The 20145-nt window shown below is 39.1% G+C and carries 21 protein-coding genes; 1 reads left to right on the top strand and 20 read right to left on the bottom strand.

The annotated features are described in order from the left end of the window. Positions 1–17: 17 nt before the first annotated feature. From POF51_RS13620 to POF51_RS13565, 12 genes are all read right to left on the bottom strand, one after another. Positions 18–683 (bottom strand): class I SAM-dependent methyltransferase, encoded by a 666-nt coding sequence (locus POF51_RS13620; protein WP_017252273.1) that lies wholly within the window; start codon positions 681–683, stop codon positions 18–20. Positions 684–719: 36 nt separating this feature from the next. After that, positions 720–1382, bottom strand: coding sequence for a class I SAM-dependent methyltransferase (locus tag POF51_RS13615; protein ID WP_069850842.1), 663 nt, complete (start codon positions 1380–1382; stop codon positions 720–722). 14 nt (positions 1383–1396) lie between these two features. Further along, positions 1397–2395 carry a hypothetical protein gene (locus tag POF51_RS13610; RefSeq protein WP_069850845.1) on the bottom strand — a complete coding sequence of 333 codons (999 nt, stop codon included), beginning with the start codon at positions 2393–2395 and terminating at the stop codon, positions 1397–1399. After that, positions 2379–3470 carry an N-acetylneuraminate synthase gene (neuB, locus tag POF51_RS13605; protein WP_069850848.1) on the bottom strand — a complete coding sequence of 364 codons (1092 nt, stop codon included), beginning with the start codon at positions 3468–3470 and terminating at the stop codon, positions 2379–2381. Before neuB ends, POF51_RS13610 begins: the two co-directional genes overlap by 17 nt. Positions 3471–3474: 4 nt before the next feature. Next, the gene (locus tag POF51_RS13600) at positions 3475–4143 is read right to left on the bottom strand and encodes a PIG-L deacetylase family protein (RefSeq protein ID WP_017252277.1); all 669 of its coding nucleotides are present in this window, start codon (positions 4141–4143) and stop codon (positions 3475–3477) included. Next, positions 4140–5027 (bottom strand): methionyl-tRNA formyltransferase, encoded by an 888-nt coding sequence (locus POF51_RS13595; RefSeq protein ID WP_069850851.1) that lies wholly within the window; start codon positions 5025–5027, stop codon positions 4140–4142. Before POF51_RS13595 ends, POF51_RS13600 begins: the two co-directional genes overlap by 4 nt. After that, positions 5024–6196, bottom strand: a complete 1173-nt coding sequence (gene neuC / locus POF51_RS13590; RefSeq protein WP_173623363.1) for a UDP-N-acetylglucosamine 2-epimerase — start codon at positions 6194–6196, stop codon at positions 5024–5026. Before neuC ends, POF51_RS13595 begins: the two co-directional genes overlap by 4 nt. Further along, a complete protein-coding gene (locus POF51_RS13585) occupies positions 6189–7370 on the bottom strand; it encodes a LegC family aminotransferase (RefSeq protein ID WP_271755614.1) in 1182 nt (393 codons plus the stop codon). Before POF51_RS13585 ends, neuC begins: the two co-directional genes overlap by 8 nt. Further along, positions 7367–8377: an NAD-dependent 4,6-dehydratase LegB gene (locus POF51_RS13580; RefSeq protein WP_069850858.1), complete on the bottom strand. Its 1011-nt coding sequence runs from the start codon at positions 8375–8377 to the stop codon at positions 7367–7369. Before POF51_RS13580 ends, POF51_RS13585 begins: the two co-directional genes overlap by 4 nt. Positions 8378–8392: 15 nt before the next feature. After that, positions 8393–10258: a motility associated factor glycosyltransferase family protein gene (locus tag POF51_RS13575; protein ID WP_069850860.1), complete on the bottom strand. Its 1866-nt coding sequence runs from the start codon at positions 10256–10258 to the stop codon at positions 8393–8395. Beyond that, positions 10245–10850, bottom strand: a complete 606-nt coding sequence (locus tag POF51_RS13570) for a hypothetical protein (RefSeq protein WP_069850862.1) — start codon at positions 10848–10850, stop codon at positions 10245–10247. Before POF51_RS13570 ends, POF51_RS13575 begins: the two co-directional genes overlap by 14 nt. A gap of 164 nt (positions 10851–11014) precedes the next feature. Continuing rightward, positions 11015–11563, bottom strand: a complete 549-nt coding sequence (locus tag POF51_RS13565; protein ID WP_069850864.1) for a serine O-acetyltransferase — start codon at positions 11561–11563, stop codon at positions 11015–11017. Positions 11564–11678: 115 nt separating this feature from the next. Here POF51_RS13565 and POF51_RS13560 point away from each other — a divergent pair, with 115 nt between their 5' ends. Beyond that, on the top strand, positions 11679–13148 hold the full coding sequence (locus POF51_RS13560; protein WP_069850867.1) for a hypothetical protein: 1470 nt from the start codon (positions 11679–11681) through the stop codon (positions 13146–13148). Between the two features lie 147 nt (positions 13149–13295). On the opposite strand, the gene POF51_RS13555 is transcribed toward POF51_RS13560, so the two are convergent. The 8 genes from POF51_RS13555 to flgK form a co-directional block, all read right to left on the bottom strand. Then, on the bottom strand, positions 13296–14117 hold the full coding sequence (locus POF51_RS13555; protein WP_069850869.1) for a flagellin N-terminal helical domain-containing protein: 822 nt from the start codon (positions 14115–14117) through the stop codon (positions 13296–13298). A 259-nt stretch (positions 14118–14376) separates the two neighbouring features. Beyond that, on the bottom strand, positions 14377–15198 hold the full coding sequence (locus POF51_RS13550; RefSeq protein WP_069850872.1) for a flagellin N-terminal helical domain-containing protein: 822 nt from the start codon (positions 15196–15198) through the stop codon (positions 14377–14379). A gap of 259 nt (positions 15199–15457) precedes the next feature. After that, positions 15458–16279, bottom strand: coding sequence for a flagellin N-terminal helical domain-containing protein (locus POF51_RS13545; RefSeq protein WP_069850872.1), 822 nt, complete (start codon positions 16277–16279; stop codon positions 15458–15460). A gap of 165 nt (positions 16280–16444) precedes the next feature. Beyond that, entirely contained in the window at positions 16445–16696 is a 252-nt protein-coding gene (gene csrA / locus POF51_RS13540; protein WP_017252287.1) for a carbon storage regulator CsrA, read from the bottom strand. Between the two features lie 11 nt (positions 16697–16707). Next, positions 16708–17124, bottom strand: a complete 417-nt coding sequence (locus tag POF51_RS13535) for a flagellar assembly protein FliW (RefSeq protein ID WP_017252288.1) — start codon at positions 17122–17124, stop codon at positions 16708–16710. Between the two features lie 13 nt (positions 17125–17137). Then, the gene (locus POF51_RS13530) at positions 17138–17716 is read right to left on the bottom strand and encodes a DUF6470 family protein (RefSeq protein WP_069850877.1); all 579 of its coding nucleotides are present in this window, start codon (positions 17714–17716) and stop codon (positions 17138–17140) included. Between the two features lie 19 nt (positions 17717–17735). Continuing rightward, a complete protein-coding gene (gene flgL / locus POF51_RS13525) occupies positions 17736–18638 on the bottom strand; it encodes a flagellar hook-associated protein FlgL (RefSeq protein WP_069850879.1) in 903 nt (300 codons plus the stop codon). A 17-nt stretch (positions 18639–18655) separates the two neighbouring features. Next, the gene (gene flgK, locus POF51_RS13520; RefSeq protein WP_069850881.1) at positions 18656–20143 is read right to left on the bottom strand and encodes a flagellar hook-associated protein FlgK; all 1488 of its coding nucleotides are present in this window, start codon (positions 20141–20143) and stop codon (positions 18656–18658) included. Between the last annotated feature and the right edge of the window lie 2 nt (positions 20144–20145).

Genomic DNA, 20145 nt, shown 5'->3' with positions numbered 1-20145 from the left:
ACCTTTCATCAAGGAGCTTATTTTTTCACTCCAATAATGACCCATTCTTTTACTGACTTTTTTACATCCATGTATTCTCTACTAAGCAATTGCACTTCTTGTATTGAAAAATCCCTTACTAAATTCTCGATATCCTCATATTTTGCAAATCGGATGTATCCCATCCCCAGCAACGGGCCTTCGTCTACAATGTAAGCATCATAACCAACATGCTCACCTGTCTCATCTCCCCAACAGCCCTTGGCAATTGTACGGGAAAATATTTTTCCTTGTTTTTTTACTACACGAGCCATTTCGCTATATATTAAAATTGAATTCTCTTGTGAATTGCATGTAACTGCACCATTATCTATTACTGCATCAAAATACTCATCTGGAAAAGGTAATGTACTGATGTCACCTACTAAGAGTTGGCCGTTCCAATTTGGACATTCTGAATCTAACCGAATTTGAGCCTGTTCAATAGCAGTGGGAGAACCATCTATACCGTATACCTGAAATCCTTCTTTGGCCATATACCAGAGATTAGCGCCTGGACCACAACCTACTTCTAATATCTTTATATCTTTGCGAGACCCTACCCCATAAAAATTACGAGCAACAAAACGAATTAAATCCTCCCCCGGATACTTTCCCCATGCTTGTTGACGAAAAATCTTTTCCCATACTGGATCCCATGTCACGCATTATTCATCCCTTCTATCTTTTTAACGAAACGTTTACTTCTCTCCAACGATAACCCATTCTTTTACTATTTTATTTTCTTGTAAGTATTCTCTACTGAGCAATTGTATTTGTTGTATCGTAAAGTGTTTAATAAGTTCTGGGATATCATTGTAATTCGTGAAGCGTGCAAATCCTTTTCCTAGCAAAGGTCCTTCTCCTACTACATATGTATCATAGCCTACCTTCTCCCCCGTCTCGTCTCCCCAACTTCCCTTTGCGAATGTACGAGAGAAAAACTTCCCATTCCGCTTTGTAACACGAGCCATTTCCGAGTAAATATGTGCTGCGTTTTCAAATGTATTACAAGACAATGCTTCACTATCAATTACTGCATCAAACATTTCATCTGGAAAAGGAAGCTTACTAATATCCCCAACTACTAACTCTCCTGTCCATCCAGGGCATTCAGAGTCTAGGCGAGTCTTCGCCTGTTCTATTGCCGTTTTGGAACCATCCACTCCATATATCGTAAAACCTTCTCTTGCCATGTACCAAAGATTAGCCCCTGGTCCACAACCCACCTCCAGGATTTTCACTTCCGGTCGTGATTTAGCGTTATAAAAATTACGAGCGATAAACCTAATGAGGTCTTCCCCTGGATACTTTCCCCATGTTTGTTGACGAAAAACCTCTTCCCATACTGGATCCCAAGACATTTAGATTCCCCCTGTTACGTTCGGTAAAACAAAATACGGCTTGAGACAGTACCATTTCTTCTAATCCAATCCGCTTTTATTTTGTCATATATTTCAGGTTGATGAATAATTTTTCCAATCCTGAAGTTCCCTCGTTGATTTGAAAATCCTGATTTAAAAAAGAACAATGGATTGTCGATTTGATTATTCGTTCCTCCACCCAAATGCAATTGCTTATATCCTAATTGTTTCCCAAGTAATGCTGCTTCGTGGATGATCAAAGGAGTTGCAGCCAACTCTTTACCCAAGTCAGTTGCAGCAGATAAATGATACTCCATCATGTTACTGTTGTGATAGAAAAACACAGCTGCAGCTATTCTTTCCTCTTGTTTGCATAGAGCAAAGTGGGCATTTCTTACAGTTTTCCAAGCTTCAAAGTAGGATTCTGGAAAATAATAAAAATCATCTGCTTGTAAGCTATTCATTACCTCTTTATAAACCGCAGGAAAATGGGTAAAGAACTCCTCGAAAGTAACCCAATGTACTACTAGCTCATTTTTTATAGCTTTTCGAATCTTTCTTTTTGCACGAGTTTGATATTCATTAAATATATTCTCATTAGTTAAATCTATCCATACAGTTTTTCTATCAGAGATAACCTCACCTTGATAATAACGCCAGTTCTCTAAAATCGGATGAAATCTTACAAACTCAGCAACTATTTGCCGCTCATGTACCCACTCCGAGTAGGCATTCCATGCACGCTTTAGAAAATGCGGATCTTCAGTAGTGGAGATTGGTCCGCCATAGCCATATGGAGTCTGAACATCATAATAAACAGAATCAGGAATTGGAGATATATGAAAAGAGTGATAGTATATTTCTCCATTAGCTTCATATACAAAAAAAGTGGGCTCTAAGCCTTTTTCACGTTTTGCATCTATCACAACATAATCTGGTGCCTGTGAAGGGCATTTCAGAGGAGTTTCTAACCTATTAAAAATCGCCTTTGCTTGTTCAAACTCGACTTGCATAATTGGTAATAACCTCATCCTCTTGGTAATCTTTATCAGCTTCTGTGCCTAACACATCCCAAAAATACATAGGAGAGATTCCATTACCTGGACGCTTGCTAGTCAGGTTCTCAATAGTAAATATTTCACCAGCTGTTATATTTTTTGATGCTACCAGACTTTTTCTGACAATATCCTGATTTTTCATCTCTGATGAGGCGGGGGTTTTAATTGGAGAACCAATAGCCATTTCCACTTGTCGAATCGATCGTACCATGTCTATTAATTCCTTTGGATTTAGAGAAGCTTTGTGATCTGGACCTGGTAAGGTTTTATCTAATGTAAAATGCTTCTCAATTATCTTTGCACCACGAGCAACTGCTGCTATCGGAACTGCTATTCCTTCTGTATGGTCCGATAAACCCACACTGAGACCAAATGCTTGTTTCATTGTGTCAATAGCTTGAAGGTTGACATCGTCATATGGGGTTGGATATTCAGTAGTGCAGTGTAGTAAAGATACTTTCGATCGAAGAGACTCTTGCCCTTCTCTACTATAAAACGCATTTTGAAACATTTTTCTTGAAGGCTTTGCATCAACCGCAGTATAGCCAAAAGCAAGAACACCAAGTGCTTGTTCAATTTCGGCTAATGTAGCCATTCCTGAAGATAAGATTACGGGTAGGCCAGATTGAGCAATGCTTAGTATTAAAGGAGCATTTGTAATCTCGCCTGATGGAATTTTTATCAACTCTACTTTCATCTCGTTAACCAAAAAATTAACGCTATCCAAATCAAAAGGTGTTGATAAAAACTTGATATTTTGTCGCTTACAATATTCTTGAAGTTCGTAATGTGCCTCTGTATCAAGTTCTAGCTTGCGCACCATCTCTAGCTGAGATTCATTGGAGCCTGTTGTTTGCTTTTGATAATCTGCTTTCTCAGCAAATTTGCTTATTACTTTATTTGCTTTAAACGTCTGAAATTTGACGGCATCTACTTCTGCTTCAACTGCTACATCTATTAATCTTTTAGCCATCTCAATAGAGCCGTTGTGATTCACCCCAGCCTCAGCAATAATAAAAGTTTTATTCATTAGGCTATAGAACCTCCTTTAATAACATGAACGCTTCCGCAGACTTATAACCAGCTGCTGTACCTCGAATCGAAGCTAGTGCCTTAATTGACTCCTCACTTCGTGGAAAAGGGAATTGCCCTGTTTCACTCGCATAAACCTCCATAATATCTACCTTCTTATTTAGATACTCTTCAATATTTTGAAAGACATTTGGTCTAAACCCATTGTTATCTGGGTTCAAACCAAAATCCGTTTCTGATAATGTCTCATACGCTAATATTCTTTTTATTGAAGGATAACGAAACCATTTCGTGCAAGCTATACTTGCATCGAAAACAACTGCATGATCGGTATGTACATCTCCTCTATACGGAATATACATAATATCTGGATTAACCGTTTTGACTATCTTCCCAATTGCATTTACCATTTCTGACATTGGGATTGTATCTAAAGTAGCTGTAGGCAAGTTTAGTTGGAATACTTCCGAAAACCCGTATAATTTTCCAACTTTGTTAATCTCATTCTCCCGAATCTCTATTTGATTAGGCGTATATAAATCATTTCCATTCATACCAGTAACGATTAACCAAAACAATTCGTCATTTTCGTTTTTATGCTTTAACAGTGTCCCTCCACAACCTAATGTTTCATCATCTGGATGTGGGGCAATAACTAAAACTTTCCTCATAAATAACACCCTTTTTGTGGCAGTATTTGAAAATCGTGTTCAATAATTTTGAGGGTTCCTTCCCCACATTTCACGAAAATATAGCCACCCTCTATCTCAAGTACTTTCCCAGGTTCAATGTTCTTACTTGAATTATCCAAGATTACTTCTGTACGCCATATCTTTATTTCACTCTCTTCAAAAACACAATGAGCCCCAATATACGGCTTAGTCAATGCACGCACCAAATTATGTATGGATTTTGCAGACATTCGCCAATCTATGATCCCATCCTTTTTCCCACGCTTCCGCCAGTAGTTTGCTACAGAATGGTTCTGAGGAATTCTTTCAAATGAACCTGCTGCTATTCGGGGTGTAAATTCAATAATTTGCTTTTTCGCAATTAAAGTTAACTTATCATATAAGGTTCTCGCATTATCCTGATCTTCAATAGGAAGCATAATCTGACTTACGATATCCCCTGAATCCGCCCCTTCATCCATGAAGAAAAAAGTAGAGGCTGTTTCTGTTAACCCCATTGCAAGTGCCCAAATAATAGGGTGCCTTCCACGATTCTGTGGTAATGCTGCAGGATGATAACCAATAACACCCAACTTCGGTATTTGTAATATCTCTTGCTTAAGAAGGTACGACCATCCCAGACAATAAATAATATCCGGCTTTAACTCTTCAAGCCAACAAACCAAATCATTATGCGACACTTCTTCCGCAAAAAGGCAGGGAATTCTGTTTTTCTTTGCTAAAGGCTCCAATGATGCAAAATCAGTATTAAATTGTGATTGCTTTCTAGTAATTACTCCTACAACTTCTGCTTCTTTTACAGTCAACAAAGTATCTAACATTTCACAACTGAATTGTACACACCCAATAAAAACAGTTCTCATTGTTCTACTCCAAGGTCAAAGAATGATTTCATTAAAGAATCTTTATAATCTACGTTTCTTAAAATCTCGAGTATTTTTAATGAAACATACTCTTCACCATATGGGGATTGAAGTGTCTGTAAATTTTGTTGAAACTCTTTTGAAATCCCCTGCTGAATCGCATTTATTATGGAACTTCTTTGTTCATCACAATCAATGATAGAATCTGTTCGATAACGTCCCCGTTGACGATTTCCTAAATTGATTGTTGCCTTTTTAAAAGAGGGGACTTCAATAATTCCACTTGATGAATTTCCAATCACGAGGTCCACATGCTTAATTGCGCTTAGATAGCGTAATTGTCCCAATGAAGTAAAAGAAATACTTCGTTTTTGGTTACTGGAAACATATTCATCTATCATTTTCGATATAATTCTGCCATCTGTATCAGAATTTGGTTTCGTAAATATTACCTTGGCATTAGGAAAATCATCAAGGGCAGCAAATAATTCAACCATTGTCTCTTCGGGACCAATCTTGTCTAAAGTGACCGGATGATAAGTAACAAGAAAATTTAGTTCCCCCAAAGTGAAATCAATACTTTTCTCAAATTCTATTTTGGTAAGTAGTTTCATTTTCCGAATATTATCTAATCCAATTGCACCTACATTAAAAACTCTTTCTGGGTGTTCTCCTAATTGAATCACTCGTTTACGATAGGAGTCAGTTGAAACAAAATGATAGTGAGCCATCTTTGTAATAGAATGTCGGATAGCCTCATCTATAAGTCCTTCTGTAATTTCCCCACCATATAGATGGGCAATTGGAATTCGTGCAATCATTGCGGCTTGAGCGGCTGCCATTGTTTCAAATCGATCTCCTAAAACCACAACAATATCAGGTTTAAGACGATCAAAAGCAGAAGCAAATCCAATGGTTCCTAATCCAAGCGATGTCGCAATACCAACCGGAGTATCACTTGATAGCAACATTTCTATTTTTTCATGAATGGTAAAACCATCTTGTTCAATTAATTTATAAGTTAGACCAAACTCTGGAGAGAGATGCATTCCTGTAACAACAATTTGCAGCTCAAAACTTTCATCACTTTCAATTTCCTTCATGAGCCAATATAAAAGGCCATATTCGGCACGCGTTCCCGTAACAATACAAATTTTACGTCTATTCATGATTTCCCCCAAGAAATGGACTACTTGGTACGTTAATTATTTTTCTTTCTAAACGTTCAGCAATAGAAAGATCCATTTTAGGACAATTCTCATACATTGCTAACCGATGCATCAAAGTCCACACTGGTCTTGTCATAAACCCCTGCTCATTTGTAAAGTTTAAAACATTATCCCGAGCATCCATATATCTATCGTCAAGAATAATAGTTTGTAACCAGTAATTACTTTCCGCAAATGAAGGTTCAATAAACAGTCTTACCCCATCTATTTTGGATAAAGCTGCTTGATACATGTCCGCTAACGACCGTTTGTTCCGAATAAACTGAGGTAACCTCTCTAATTGTGCACAACCTAAAGCCGCATTAATATTCGGTAGGCGGTAGTTAAATCCCACTTGATCGTGTAAAAAAGCCCACGTGTGTTTAACTTTCGCAGTTGTCGTTATATGCTTAGCTAATCTCGCTAATTCATCATCATTTGTTAAGATTGCTCCACCACCACCGGTAGTCACAATCTTATTGCCGTTAAAGCTGAGGGTCGATAATTTCCCCCAGTTTCCCGTATGTTTGCCTTTATAGTATGACCCTAACGATTCAGCCGCATCTTCTATCAGATCAATATGGTATCGTTGGCAAACTTCAAGCAAGGGATCCAAATCAACTGGATGACCAAATGTATGCATGGGAATAGCTGCTTTAATCCGTTGACCAGAAAACTTGTTATAGCAGAATCCGTCACGCACTTCAGCAATTTCCTGTAAATATTGCTGGAGTTTTATCGGATCCATACCAAGTGTTAGTTCTGAGCTATCTACAAAGTGAGGAACTGCACCACAATAAGATACGGCATTGGCAGTTGCAATAAAGGTTAAGGTAGGCACTAGCACCTCATCACCCTGTTCTACGCCGGTTAGCATAAGACTTATATGCAATGCAGCTGTTCCATTCACTACTGCTACGGCATGCTTAACTCCCGTGTAATCCCTTAGCATATCCTCGAATTGATCTACATACTTCCCTACAGAAGATACCCATCCTGTATCGAGACAATCCTTCACATAAGTCCATTCATTCCCTTGAAAAGACGGTTCATGCAAGGCAATGAAATCATTGTCTATAGCTACGACACTCTTAAGTTGATTAACCAGTGTTTGGATATCCACGTAATTTTTCATAGATTATATAAACCTGCTTTGTATTGTTTTAGATTATCGGGATTGCAGAACCATTCAATTGTTTGAGACAAACCTCTCCTCAAGCCATCTACGCCAGCATATGTTGGTTCCCATCCTAATAATTCTTTTGCTTTCGTATTATCTGCCCAAAGTCGTTCTACCTCACTCTTTACAGGGCGGATCCGTTGATCATCAGAAAATATCTCAATTTTACTTCCCATTAGTTCCGCAATCATCTCTACAGTTTGTCCGATCGATACTTCATAGTTACTTCCAATATTAATAACTTCTCCAATTGATTTATCTGATTGAGCTACAGCCAAGAAACCTCGAACTGTGTCTTCCACATAATTAAAATCACGAGTTGGATGAAGAGAGCCTAATCGAATAGATTGTTGTCCGTTCGCGATTTGTGTGATGATTGTAGGGATTACCGCTCGTGCTGACTGCCTAGGGCCATACGTATTAAAGGGCCTTATTATTGACACAGGCAATCCAAACGAGCTATAGTACGCGATTGCCATTTGATCTGCACCAATTTTGCTCGCTGAATACGGCGATTGTCCTTGAAGTGGATGTTCTTCTGTAATCGGTACGAACTGTGCTGTTCCATAAACCTCGCTTGTAGAGGTATGAACAATTTTTGAAACACCCAATTCCTTTGCTGCCTGTAAAATGTTAAGGGTTCCTTTCACATTTGTATCGACATAAGTATCTGGGGAGTGATATGAATACGGAATTGCGATCAATGCAGCTAAGTGATAAACTGTATCGCAATCTTTCATTGCCTGTTTTATTCCGTGTGGATCACGTATATCACCAGCGAAAACTTCTAATTCATTTACTATTTCACTTGGTGAATGATCAAGCCATCCCCAAGTATTAAAAGAGTTATAATTAACAAATGCTTTCACATCATAACCCAAGCGAACCAACTGTTCAGTTAAGTGAGAGCCTATGAATCCATCTGCACCTGTTACAAGTGTCTTTTTTCCCCTTGTGCTCATTGTTTTCTCCCCAAATTATTCAATTTTCTGCATGAGTTCGTTCATTTTTTCAGAAGTAGACTCAAGTAACTTCTTTACAGTGTCTAGATCAGCTCGACAAGAAGAAAGATAAGAACCAAACTCATTAATAACCCTCTCTGCTTTCACAATTGGGTCTTTTTTAAAACGAAGTTCTTGAAACATTTTCAAGATGGTCTCAAAGGTATTTGTATTCATCGACTGAATAAGTAGTAAGTACACTTTATTATCTTGCAGTTTATCAAATAACCGATCAAACTCTGTAAATAACCTATCGAGTTTTTTAAGATTTTTTGAGCTAACTGCCTTTTTCATTTCTTCTAAAGTATCCTCAAGTAAATCGTAGCTATTTTCTAGTTTTAATTGCTGTTCCAAAATCCATTCAAATTGTTTTTCAAAGTAACCACTATCATAGTTGATTTCCTTCTTTGTAAGCCAGTTTTCATTTACAATTTGCTTCTTCGTTAAACGTTCCGCAATTACCTGTTCTAAAGGTTGGTAGCTTGTACCTGCAATTTTTGCCCCGCCCTTTGTTGTGTTAATTACCTCTAGATCATGATATTGATTAACATAAAACTCCATTTCCTTCCTAAATACATCTAATCCTCTGTTGGTATATATATCGTTATCTTCTACATCCTTAACAACAATTGCATCTTTCTTTTGCTGTTCGCTTATTTCCCCGTAAAATTCAACTCCCTTTGAGTACCAACGGTCTTTTGAATATGCAAGGTTTTGCCCTACTAACACAACCATATTAAAACCCAACTTATACAACATCTGTAAAGTAATGATTGCGATCGACTTTGAGTTATCAACGTAATCTAATTTTTTGCCGTCTTCTCTTTTCAATAGTAGGGGAGCAAGAACATCTCTTCCTACTAAGAAATTTAGTAGTTGTCCAGGATATTGGCGAATTGTCTCATATCCGACAATACTTCCATAGATTAAAGGTATATTTGTTATCCCAAGTTCCACTACCTTTTTAAAAATAAGGTGATTTTCTGGGCTTCCATCGTAACTACAAGCAGCATCAGGATAAATATTATTTTCTATTAACGAATTAATTGAAGAACCTACTGAAAAAATATAAGCTAACCCGTTATCCTTAATGTAACGTAGGTTTTCATACTCATAATCAAGGGATGGACCAGCTGCAACTAGTATGGCAGGCTTCCCCTTAAAATCTTGTGGAAGTTCATGAAGTATATTCGGCGTTTTAAATGTTGTAGGCAGATTGATTATGCCATTAATCGGAATCCATTTTTCGTAAAAATTATTAGCTGCTATACCTGCACGCTTATTGAAAACTTTATCACGAAATTCTTCGATAAACTGTATGGTTTGTTCTTTAAATATTCTCTCGTAACTAGGAAGAATCACAAAAATAACTTCTTCATTTACAGAGTTAATAAAGTTTTGAAGGTTTTGAGAGAGACTTGATTTATCTTCACCTACAAATATATTCTTTGTATGTTTATTGGCTAGATCCGATATTTTCTTGTGTGACAAAAGTCCATAAAATACATCGAGGTTAGGTTCATATATACTAAAAGTTACTTCAGGGTTTATGCGAATAAATTCTTCAACGTGATATCCCAACCCAATCCCATAGAAGAAAACATGTTTTCCTGTATAATTGGTGTTCTCGTTCAGAATTTTTTCAGCTTCAGCGTCCGGATTGTATTTACTGTGAAGGTAGTTCCATCCCGTCTCAGTCTTTACTACAATCGTAAGTTTTTCATTTTTAGTTGTTTCAACACGGATATTCTCATGCCTGATGTGTTCTTCCCTATCTTTTATATACTGCCAAGTAGTCGGGCAGAATTTTTTTAAGAAAGTAATATTATCAATTAATAACATTATCTAATACCTCATTACTGTTTATTTCGCCAATCTTAGCGGATATTTCCTCGAATTGCGGGAGTATTTCATAGAGAATGATGTCGCCTATTAGAACAACATCCTGCTGTTCTACGGCTTCCTCAAGACTTCTTAACTCATCTGTAAAATCTAAGGTTTCTGCTGCAAAATTCAACAATTCTGGTTGAAACGCTTGATTTTGAATAAACAGCGAGGTCTGCTGGAACCATTGCAATCCCTCTAACATTTCGCCAAATGCTAACCATGAATCATTTGTCGCTCCCTGATAAAATTGTTCAGACAGACTTTTTACTTGTGGAATTGCTCTATTCACGTATTCTTCAGTAGATAGCATTATTTCGTTAACTAGTTTACTTGAGTTCGTTGTATAAACAACTACTGTTTCGACATCTGATAAATTTTCATTTAAGTAACTCTCGAAATCCGAAAACACTTCTACACCATTAACTGTAAGATGACTTACGAGAAGGTCATTCTCATTTGTTTTAGCGCTGATAACTTCTAGAAGTTGCATCATGGCTGAACTTGTATTTTCAAAAATATATTCCTCGTCTATAATAGACAATCGCATATTGTACGCCTCCCATAATCACACTCTGTTTATTTTATCGGCGAAATTCAACTGATAAGTTAAAAGCAATTTGTGATTTTTTCTTAGTAATTTATGTCATTGAAATAAGGTAGTAACCATGTTCATTATTGACGAACACGGTTACTTTTCATTACAAGCCTATTTTATTTCCGTGTAGTACTTATCAGTCGAGCTGGACTTCCAGCAATTATCGAGTTTTCTGGGAATGAGTCTAATACTACTGAATTAGCGCCAACAATGGAATTTGCTCCGATAGTTACACCGCCTAAAACCTTACTGCCTGCAAAAATTGTTACGTTGTCCTCGATTCTAGGACGTCTTCTACTTCCATCACCTTTATCTCCTAAAGTGACGTTTTGATAGATAGTCACATTATCCCTAATTTCAACACGCGCTCCAATAACGGTACCCAGCCCATGAATAATTTTTAAGTTATTGCCTATTTCGGCAGAGTAATAAATTTCTACTTGAGTATACATTCGCTGTATATAGCTTAGCACTTGTAACAATTCTTTGGAGTTTGATTCGCCAAAATAATCAATGACTTTCCTTTGAACCATATAAATATGTACAGCCAATTCTTCGGGAGTTATAAATAAGTCAGACTCTAATAACTCTATTACTTTTTGAGAATTTACTATTTGTGGGTCAATCGTAAAATTATTTCGTACAATCGTCAGTAGTTTTAACATTGTTTTCCCCCGAAAAATGTATTAATAATTTCATTATACAAAGGAACTCAATTTAAGCCGAAAGAAATAGTAGTAGCTACTTACTGTAACAATCCCGTTAAAGGAGTGGTCCACCATGCAGCCAGATATACTTGAAAAAAATGATAAAATAATCATTTCCCAACGCGATAATTTTAACCAAAAATTTGGTTTGGTACTACGATCTTCGGCAATTTTTTACTGTAAGTCCGCTCCTGATATTTCAACAACACTCTCATTCATGAACTATTGGAAGTTAAAACGAGGAATCGAAGTTGCTATAGTGGCTTCAACTCGTGATATGGCTGGTACTCTAATAAAAAGAGAAGAACTTTCCTTTGAAAATGGCGAGGTTATTAATTACTCTCCCGACCTACAGCTGCATTCATTTTTTGAGGGAAGTATTGAAATTGAAGTCTTTAGTACCAAAAATTTAAACATCCCTTACGCTGCTATCATGGCCATTTATGAAACAAAACAGAGCATTTCTATGGTCCATAGTTATTCACGAACCTATTCTCCATATGAAATAGAAGAAGGTCAGACCATAACGAAAGGAGAAGAGTCTTGCTGGACCCTTCGTGATACTGCTACCGTTCGCTCATTTTGCGTTTTCCATAATGGAGGCAAAGCAAAAGATAATCAAACGATTACTCTTCGTATAACAGGACCAAACAACGAGATTCGCCAAACTCTCATAGAGCTGCCTAGCCTTTTACCTTATAGCACAGTAAAACTTTACCCCTCTGATTATTTTCCAGATTTGTCTCACTGGTTAGTTGGTCAAGTAGCGAATGCCAATATTTCTTTTGCTGTTTCGGATGCTTTTACAAGGCTATTAGTGGGGAATGAGTCACTAGATGGTTTAGATTATCAGATTACTCATTCAAACTTTAATTACTCGAATCATGGCACTGATAAAGTTGATATAGATGATATTCACGCCTACATGAATGTGCCTGATTGTGATGTGGATGATAAATACGTTATCATTTATCCTGATTCTGATCCAGGATCGTACGAAGTTTCTTACCTAAATAATCAAAAAGATTTTCAAACAGGGGAGCAGGTTTTAATACCAGTCAAAGGAGAGCAGTCGTTAACGTTCAAGAAAAAAAACGGGGTACTGCCAACACGTCTCGTTACCGGTTTAGTTTGTGAAAATGATACAGGATTGCTCCCAGCCGAGTGCAGCCTAGGAGTTATGACTTGCTTGAGGCCCCCCAAAAAACTGTGGTGGTGCTTGTGCGTAAGTAGCTTCTCTCACCATTCAAAACTAATTATTGTAGATAATCCCCAAATATATAAGTCTACAGAGAGCACTACGTTAAACATTCGTTTGTACTCTAGTGACAAGAATACATTCATAGAAACTACTATACTCTATGAAGAGCATGCTGAGAATTTTAGTAAAGGAATGAATATAAGAACATTATTCCCTAATGCACAGGAATTTTTAAATAATACGTATGGATATTTCACAGTATATAGTGAATACGGCGGGTTATACTGCTTTACAATGATCAGTAACCTTAATGGCTCATATACATTAGAGCATGGCTTCTAAAAGAATTAAATAACCCTAAATAATGGGCTGCCGATTTTTATCGGCAGCCTTTCATTTTTTCCTATTAAAAATCTGACACTTACTCGTAGCAGAAAATAAAGATAGACTTCGAGTGATCGAAGTCTATCAATGAAACTGCAACAGATCTTAACGGAGCAATTGCAGCACGCCTTGTGGCAATTGGTTCGCTTGAGCCAACATTGCTTGAGACGCTTGTGTAAGAATATTGTTCTTCGTGAACGCCATTTGCTCTTTTGCCATATCCACATCGCGGATACGGGATTCTGCAGCTGTCAGGTTCTCCGTAGTAATATTCAGGTTGTTAATCGTGTTTTCCAAACGGTTTTGGTTCGCACCCAGGTAAGAACGCGCTTTGCTCACCAGGTTGATTACATCATCGATGCTTCCCAGTACAGTAGATGCTGCGCCTGCACTACCCAAACTCCAAGCTCCTACTGCTGTAGCTACATTAGCAATAGAGAAGTTTGCAGTATTGAGAGACAAGGTTTGTCCTGCTTCTTGACCGATTTGGATTTTAATTTCGTCGCCAGTGTTTGCCAACAGATTGATACCGTTGAACTTTGTTTTATCTTTAATGTTAGTGATTTCTTTTGAGAGCTCAGACAATTCCTCTTGCAGACGAGCACGGTCATTCGTGTCATCATACGTACCGTTCGCGGATTGCGTAGCCAGTTCTTTAATACGAACAAGCATGTTGTTAACGGTTTGCAGTGCACCTTCTGCTGTTTGGATCAGGGAGATACCATCTTGGGAGTTACGGGAAGCTTGTTCCATACCACGGATTTGTGCACGCATACGCTCGGAGATAGAGAGACCTGCAGCGTCGTCAGCAGCACGGTTGATGCGGTAACCGGAAGACAGTTTTTCCACGTTTTTTGCCAAGCTACCTGTGTTTACACCCAATTGACGGTGTGTGTTCATTGCAGAAATATTGTGGTTGATAATCATGTTGTTTTTCCTCCTTGATTTTCAATCAGTTACGTCCTTGCAACTGAGATAATAAATATATGAGACTTTTCACAATCGCGCGCTTGCAAATAATCCCTACATTTTTAATATCGGCTATTCAGCAAAGTATTTAAATACCTTTGTTCTCTCTTTTCTTTTCTAATCTAAAATTTATTCCTGAGAACACAAAAGCTGCCGAGATATCTCGACAGCCAATGTAATGAATCCCGCTGCTTTCAATTTATGAAGCAGAATCAAATTAACGAAGCAGTTGCAGTACGCCTTGTGGCAGTTGGTTCGCTTGAGCCAACATTGCTTGAGACGCTTGTGTAAGAATATTGTTCTTCGTGAACGCCATTTGCTCTTTCGCCATATCCACATCGCGGATACGGGATTCTGCAGCTGTCAGGTTCTCCGTAGTAATATTCAGGTTGTTAATTGTGTTTTCCAAACGGTTTTGGTTCGCACCCAGGTAAGAACGCGCTTTGCTCACCAGGTTGATTACATCATCGATGCTTCCCAGTACAGTAGATGCACCTGATGCTGCACCCAAAGTCCAACCTCCAACAGCTGAAGCTACTGTAGCAATAGAGAAGTTTGCAGTATTGAGAGACAAGGTTTGTCCTGCTTCTTGACCGATTTGGATTTTAATTTCGTCGCCAGTGTTTGCCAACAGATTGATACCGTTGAACTTTGTTTTATCTTTAATGTTAGTGATTTCTTTTGAGAGCTCAGACAATTCCTCTTGCAGACGAGCACGGTCATTCGTGTCATCATACGTACCGTTCGCGGATTGCGTAGCCAGTTCTTTAATACGAACAAGCATGTTGTTAACGGTTTGCAGTGCACCTTCTGCTGTTTGGATCAGGGAGATACCATCTTGGGAGTTACGGGAAGCTTGTTCCATACCACGGATTTGTGCACGCATACGCTCGGAGATAGAGAGACCTGCAGCGTCGTCAGCAGCACGGTTGATGCGGTAACCGGAAGACAGTTTTTCCACGTTTTTTGCCAAGCTACCTGTGTTTACACCCAATTGACGGTGTGTGTTCATTGCAGAAATATTGTGGTTGATAATCATGTTGTTTTTCCTCCTTGATTTTCAATCAGTTACGTCCTTGCAACTGAGATAATAAATATATGAGACTTTTCACAATCGCGCGCTTGCAAATAATCCCTACATTTTTAATATCGGCTATTCAGCAAAGTATTTAAATACCTTTGTTCTCTCTTTTCTTTTCTAATCTAAAATTTATTCCTGAGAACACAAAAGCTGCCGAGATATCTCGACAGCCAATGTAATGAATCCCGCTGCTTTCAATTTATGAAGCAGAATCAAATTAACGAAGCAGTTGCAGTACGCCTTGTGGCAGTTGGTTCGCTTGAGCCAACATTGCTTGAGACGCTTGTGTAAGAATATTGTTCTTCGTGAACGCCATTTGCTCTTTCGCCATATCCACATCGCGGATACGGGATTCTGCAGCTGTCAGGTTCTCCGTAGTAATATTCAGGTTGTTAATTGTGTTTTCCAAACGGTTTTGGTTCGCACCCAGGTAAGAACGCGCTTTGCTCACCAGGTTGATTACATCATCGATGCTTCCCAGTACAGTAGATGCACCTGATGCTGCACCCAAAGTCCAACCTCCAACAGCTGAAGCTACTGTAGCAATAGAGAAGTTTGCAGTATTGAGAGACAAGGTTTGTCCTGCTTCTTGACCGATTTGGATTTTAATTTCGTCGCCAGTGTTTGCCAACAGATTGATACCGTTGAACTTTGTTTTATCTTTAATGTTAGTGATTTCTTTTGAGAGCTCAGACAATTCCTCTTGCAGACGAGCACGGTCATTCGTGTCATCATACGTACCGTTCGCGGATTGCGTAGCCAGTTCTTTAATACGAACAAGCATGTTGTTAACGGTTTGCAGTGCACCTTCTGCTGTTTGGATCAGGGAGATACCATCTTGGGAGTTACGGGAAGCTTGTTCCATACCACGGATTTGTGCACGCATACGCTCAGAGATGGAGAGACCTGCAGCATCGTCTGCAGCACGGTTAATGCGGTAACCAGAAGACAGTTTTTCCACGTTTTTTGCCAAGCTACCTGTGTTTACGCCCAATTGACGGTGTGTGTTCATTGCAGAAATATTGTGGTTAATAATCATGTTCTTTCCTCCTTGAGTTGTCGACAATCACGTCCATGTGACTGCTAGATATTAGATGGAACTACAGTCACGTGCTTGTGACTTAATCCCTACTTTTATGTTATCGGATAGTACGATTGGATTATTAAGTAGTTTTTTCCTTTCCTAAACAAAAAAAAAGATGATCTAATTATCATCTTTTTTTACCTTATTCTCTTTCATTAACTGTTTTACTGCTGCTGGCATCTGTATTTGACTCTTTATCGCAAGGCGATTTTCTTCTTGGATCGCATCAAATATTTCCTTTCGATACACGTCTAGATTCCTAGGCGCTTCAATTCCAATTCGCACCTGCTCTCCATCCACAGAAATAATTTTAATTTCAATGGTGTCACCTATCATAATTGATTCATTTTTCTTTCGAGAAAGGACCAACATGTGAACACCACCTATTCAAAATCCGCTGCTTGTTGCTCAAACAACGGTTGCCGAATGGAATACACTTCTTCTTGTAAAACGATTTGTTTCCCCATACGATTAGATAAGTTGACAACAATTGGAGCTTTTAGATTTGCAGTAACTTGATTATCATTCCGTACGGTTATGATAGAAAAAATAGCTATTGGAGTCTGTTCATTGATTCGCAATGCCTCTTTTATCCCGGACGAAAGCGAAAATTCATAGGTACGGAAGAATGAAAACGGATTTATTACCCAAAAACCAACATCTTTTTCTTCTGTCGATTGAATCAAAAAAAAGGGGCTTTCCTCTTCCTGTACCAACTGAAAAAACTGCAAATGGGAAAAACCAGGGATACCATCCTCAAAAAACAGCTTACCCAATTCGACTTGTTGGTTTTCGTTCATGTTATCCCCTCACTTACATCATTTTATCTAGCTGGCTGCCAACCACACTAATCTTCAAACTATTATATTGTATCATATATGGTTCTATTTTACCTGGTGTATAGGAAAGCTCTGGAGGTCTAGTTACTGGATTAATACTCATTCCATTTCGCTTCACATTAATAGTAGCTGGGACAGCTTGGAAGCTAACATCTACACCCTCATCGTTAGATGTTGACGGTGGTCGGTAGCCTCCCTCCAATACTCTCAATCCTTTTTCCCTACCTATTTGAGCAATAGCATTTTCTTTAGTATATATTCTCATCAATCGGTCGCCTTCTTGGCTTTTCTCGGAGATCGACTGTAGCCATTTCTCACGCCCATAAGCAGCATTCGTATCACTAAATTGCATAGATGTCATAATCCCAATGTTTGCTCTAGCTTGACTAGAATCGATCTGTAATTTTGTCTTACCTTGCACAATTGTAAGTTCAGCGGGTGTCTGACTTAGGTTCATTTCCGCTTGGGGCTGTTTGATCGATTGTACAGGTTTATTTATGTTTAAACCTAATTGAGCAAATGTGCTTTCCATCCTTAGTTGAGGAATTTGCATCACACTACCCCCTAATTACCTATCGCAGAAAATCAAGCAGAGTTGGCTGAATAATCCGTGCACCTGATCCAAGTGCAGCTGAGTGTACACTTTCTTGCATTTTGAGATCCGTCATAACTCCTGCCATATCTGCATCTTCATTTTTTGACATTAATTCTGTAATACTAACATCTTGAGTTTTTAATCGATCTGCGATAAGTTCTACCCGGTTAACACTAGCTCCCAATGAGGCTCTCTCTGCCAGTAATTTATCATACTGCTGGTCCATACCTGTTATGAATTGAGACGCACCTCTCCCATTACTCAATTCAGTAATAACATTATCAAGCACTTTAAACATATTGTTTGCGTTATCAGGGAAGTTAAAAATCTTTTGTGCATTAATATTGGATGTCACAAAAACATTTTGGCTCACTTCTAAGTTGATAAGGGAGCTGTTTGTACTTACGAAATCGCCTTTCCCCGCATTAGCTGTAGGGTCAAATGGAGCTTTATTAGTATCTGTACCAGCAAATATATACTTCCCGTTAATCTGCTGATTAGCAAGTGTTCCTAGATGATTTTTGAGCTCCTGCACCTCGGAACCCATGGTTTTCAAATCGTCCGGCGAGATAGCTCCGTCCCCAGAATAAACTAAGATCTCCTTGATTCTTTTAATAACATTACCAACTTCATCCATCGTACTATCCGTCATATCTAACCAAGACTTTGCTTCATCCACATTCCGTTTATACTGATCATTCTCCATCAATGAAGATCGATAAAACATACCACGCGCTGCCACAACAGGATCATCAGAAGGTTTTGCAATCTTCTTCCCAGATGACAATTGCTCCTGCAAACTATCCATATTCCGCATCGATTTATTCAAATTCCGCAGCATATTACTATTCAACATATTCTGCGTCACACGTACTGCCATACTCTATTCCCTCCTAATTAGAGGCCCACTCGGCCCATGCCGTTGATGACTTTGTCTAAGATCTCGTCCATGCTCGTCATGACACGAGCAGAAGCACTGTATGCATGCTGGTATTTCACCATTTCCGCCATTTCGTCATCGATCGATACGCCAGATACAGATTGACGCTGGCTATCTACCGTACCTACGAGCATCTCAGAGTTCAACTGGTTACGCTCGGCTTCCTGTGCGTCAACACCCAATTGGCTGATCGTGTAGCGATAGTAGTTATCCAGTGTAGAGCTTTCTGCCAAATCATTAGGCCCAGAACCTGCAGCTAATACCTTGAATTTAATCGAAGCAATCGCAAGTGCGCTCTTATTATTTCCAACAGGCGTGCTACCTGCTTCTTCTTGCGCTGCTGCGATTGCATCCAAGCTCTTCATAATTTCTGGATTAACTACAATCCCAGATGCACTCGTTGGATAATTTTTGGATGCTGGATTAGTTGCCAGTGAGTTCGCATCTACGAAGAATGGCAGATCCTGTACTGTGCCATTGTTAATATCACTCAAACTTCGTCCTGCCCGGTGCAGATCGTTGATTTCCTTCGTCAGATTCACCGCCAGAACATCCAAGCGTTTCAACATGTTCGGCACAATCTGATCACGAGATTGGAGTGTTCCCGCCATGTAGCCGGTTGTCGGCACAAATGCAGCTCCACCTAATGTCATATCACTTAGGCCAGTAGCTGGGTTTTGTACAGTAGCTACTGGTTGAGAAGTAATCCCTGTAACAAAATCTCGACCTTCAATCGTAACATTGACCATTCCCGCTGTCGATTGCGTCGCACGAATCTCCACCAACTTGGAGAGCTTGTCCAAAAGCACGTCACGTTGGTCATAGAGATCATTTGGTTGATAACCATGCGGCACAACGTTTGCAATCTGATTGTTCAAGTTAGCAATCTGTTGGCCCAAGGAGTTGATCTCCATCGCTTTTACATTGACCACGTTGTTGAGATCGGTTTGTACTTCCTTGATGTGATTGGTTAGCGTATTAAACGTATCCGCTACTGCCTTGCTTCGTTCCCGAACAACTGCGCGAGCCGATGTATCCGTCGGATCTTTGGCCAAGTCCTGCCATGCTTGCCACATTTGGTCCATAACCTTTTGCAAGCCAGTGTCAGAAGGCTCGTTCATGATGCCTTCCAGTTTCTCCAACGTTTCCAAACGACCATCCCAGTAGCCTTGACGTTTGTGTTCGTTCCGATACTGAATATCCAAAAACTCTTCTCGCAGACGCTGGATACTAGTAGCTTGAACCCCTGTCCCGAGCAACCCTGGCTCGATACTCGCTTGCATCCCTACATAAGGCAAACCAGTCGTAGCCTGCATATTCACGCGCTGGCGACTGTATCCTTCCGTATTCGCATTGGAGATATTATGTCCCGTTGTATTTAGCGCGGATTGTTGAGCGAACAAGCCGCGTTTGCTGACTTCAATTCCATGAAAAGTAGAGCGCATTT

It is taken from the genome of Brevibacillus sp. AG, from assembly GCF_028369215.1.
GTDB lineage: Bacteria > Bacillota > Bacilli > Brevibacillales > Brevibacillaceae > Brevibacillus > Brevibacillus porteri.
Note: the sequence above shows the minus strand (reverse complement) of the source record. Positions and strands in the feature narration are given on the sequence as shown.

Bases quoted from the DNA above. Each gene is read 5' to 3' on its own strand.
- POF51_RS13615 (WP_069850842.1), bottom strand. From the start codon at position 1,382: ATGTCTTGGGATCCAGTATGGGAAGAGGTTTTTCGTCAACAAACATGG.
- POF51_RS13610 (WP_069850845.1), bottom strand. From the start codon at position 2,395: ATGCAAGTCGAGTTTGAACAAGCAAAGGCGATTTTTAATAGGTTAGAA.
- neuB (WP_069850848.1), bottom strand. From the start codon at position 3,470: ATGAATAAAACTTTTATTATTGCTGAGGCTGGGGTGAATCACAACGGC.
- POF51_RS13600 (WP_017252277.1), bottom strand. From the start codon at position 4,143: ATGAGGAAAGTTTTAGTTATTGCCCCACATCCAGATGATGAAACATTA.
- POF51_RS13595 (WP_069850851.1), bottom strand. From the start codon at position 5,027: ATGAGAACTGTTTTTATTGGGTGTGTACAATTCAGTTGTGAAATGTTA.
- neuC (WP_173623363.1), bottom strand. From the start codon at position 6,196: ATGAATAGACGTAAAATTTGTATTGTTACGGGAACGCGTGCCGAATAT.
- POF51_RS13585 (WP_271755614.1), bottom strand. From the start codon at position 7,370: ATGAAAAATTACGTGGATATCCAAACACTGGTTAATCAACTTAAGAGT.
- POF51_RS13580 (WP_069850858.1), bottom strand. From the start codon at position 8,377: ATGAGCACAAGGGGAAAAAAGACACTTGTAACAGGTGCAGATGGATTC.
- POF51_RS13575 (WP_069850860.1), bottom strand. From the start codon at position 10,258: ATGTTATTAATTGATAATATTACTTTCTTAAAAAAATTCTGCCCGACT.
- POF51_RS13570 (WP_069850862.1), bottom strand. From the start codon at position 10,850: ATGCGATTGTCTATTATAGACGAGGAATATATTTTTGAAAATACAAGT.
- POF51_RS13565 (WP_069850864.1), bottom strand. From the start codon at position 11,563: ATGTTAAAACTACTGACGATTGTACGAAATAATTTTACGATTGACCCA.
- POF51_RS13560 (WP_069850867.1), top strand. From the start codon at position 11,679: ATGCAGCCAGATATACTTGAAAAAAATGATAAAATAATCATTTCCCAA.
- POF51_RS13555 (WP_069850869.1), bottom strand. From the start codon at position 14,117: ATGATTATCAACCACAATATTTCTGCAATGAACACACACCGTCAATTG.
- POF51_RS13550 (WP_069850872.1), bottom strand. From the start codon at position 15,198: ATGATTATCAACCACAATATTTCTGCAATGAACACACACCGTCAATTG.
- POF51_RS13545 (WP_069850872.1), bottom strand. From the start codon at position 16,279: ATGATTATTAACCACAATATTTCTGCAATGAACACACACCGTCAATTG.
- csrA (WP_017252287.1), bottom strand. From the start codon at position 16,696: ATGTTGGTCCTTTCTCGAAAGAAAAATGAATCAATTATGATAGGTGAC.
- POF51_RS13535 (WP_017252288.1), bottom strand. From the start codon at position 17,124: ATGAACGAAAACCAACAAGTCGAATTGGGTAAGCTGTTTTTTGAGGAT.
- POF51_RS13530 (WP_069850877.1), bottom strand. From the start codon at position 17,716: ATGCAAATTCCTCAACTAAGGATGGAAAGCACATTTGCTCAATTAGGT.
- flgL (WP_069850879.1), bottom strand. From the start codon at position 18,638: ATGGCAGTACGTGTGACGCAGAATATGTTGAATAGTAATATGCTGCGG.
- flgK (WP_069850881.1), bottom strand. From the start codon at position 20,143: ATGCGCTCTACTTTTCATGGAATTGAAGTCAGCAAACGCGGCTTGTTC.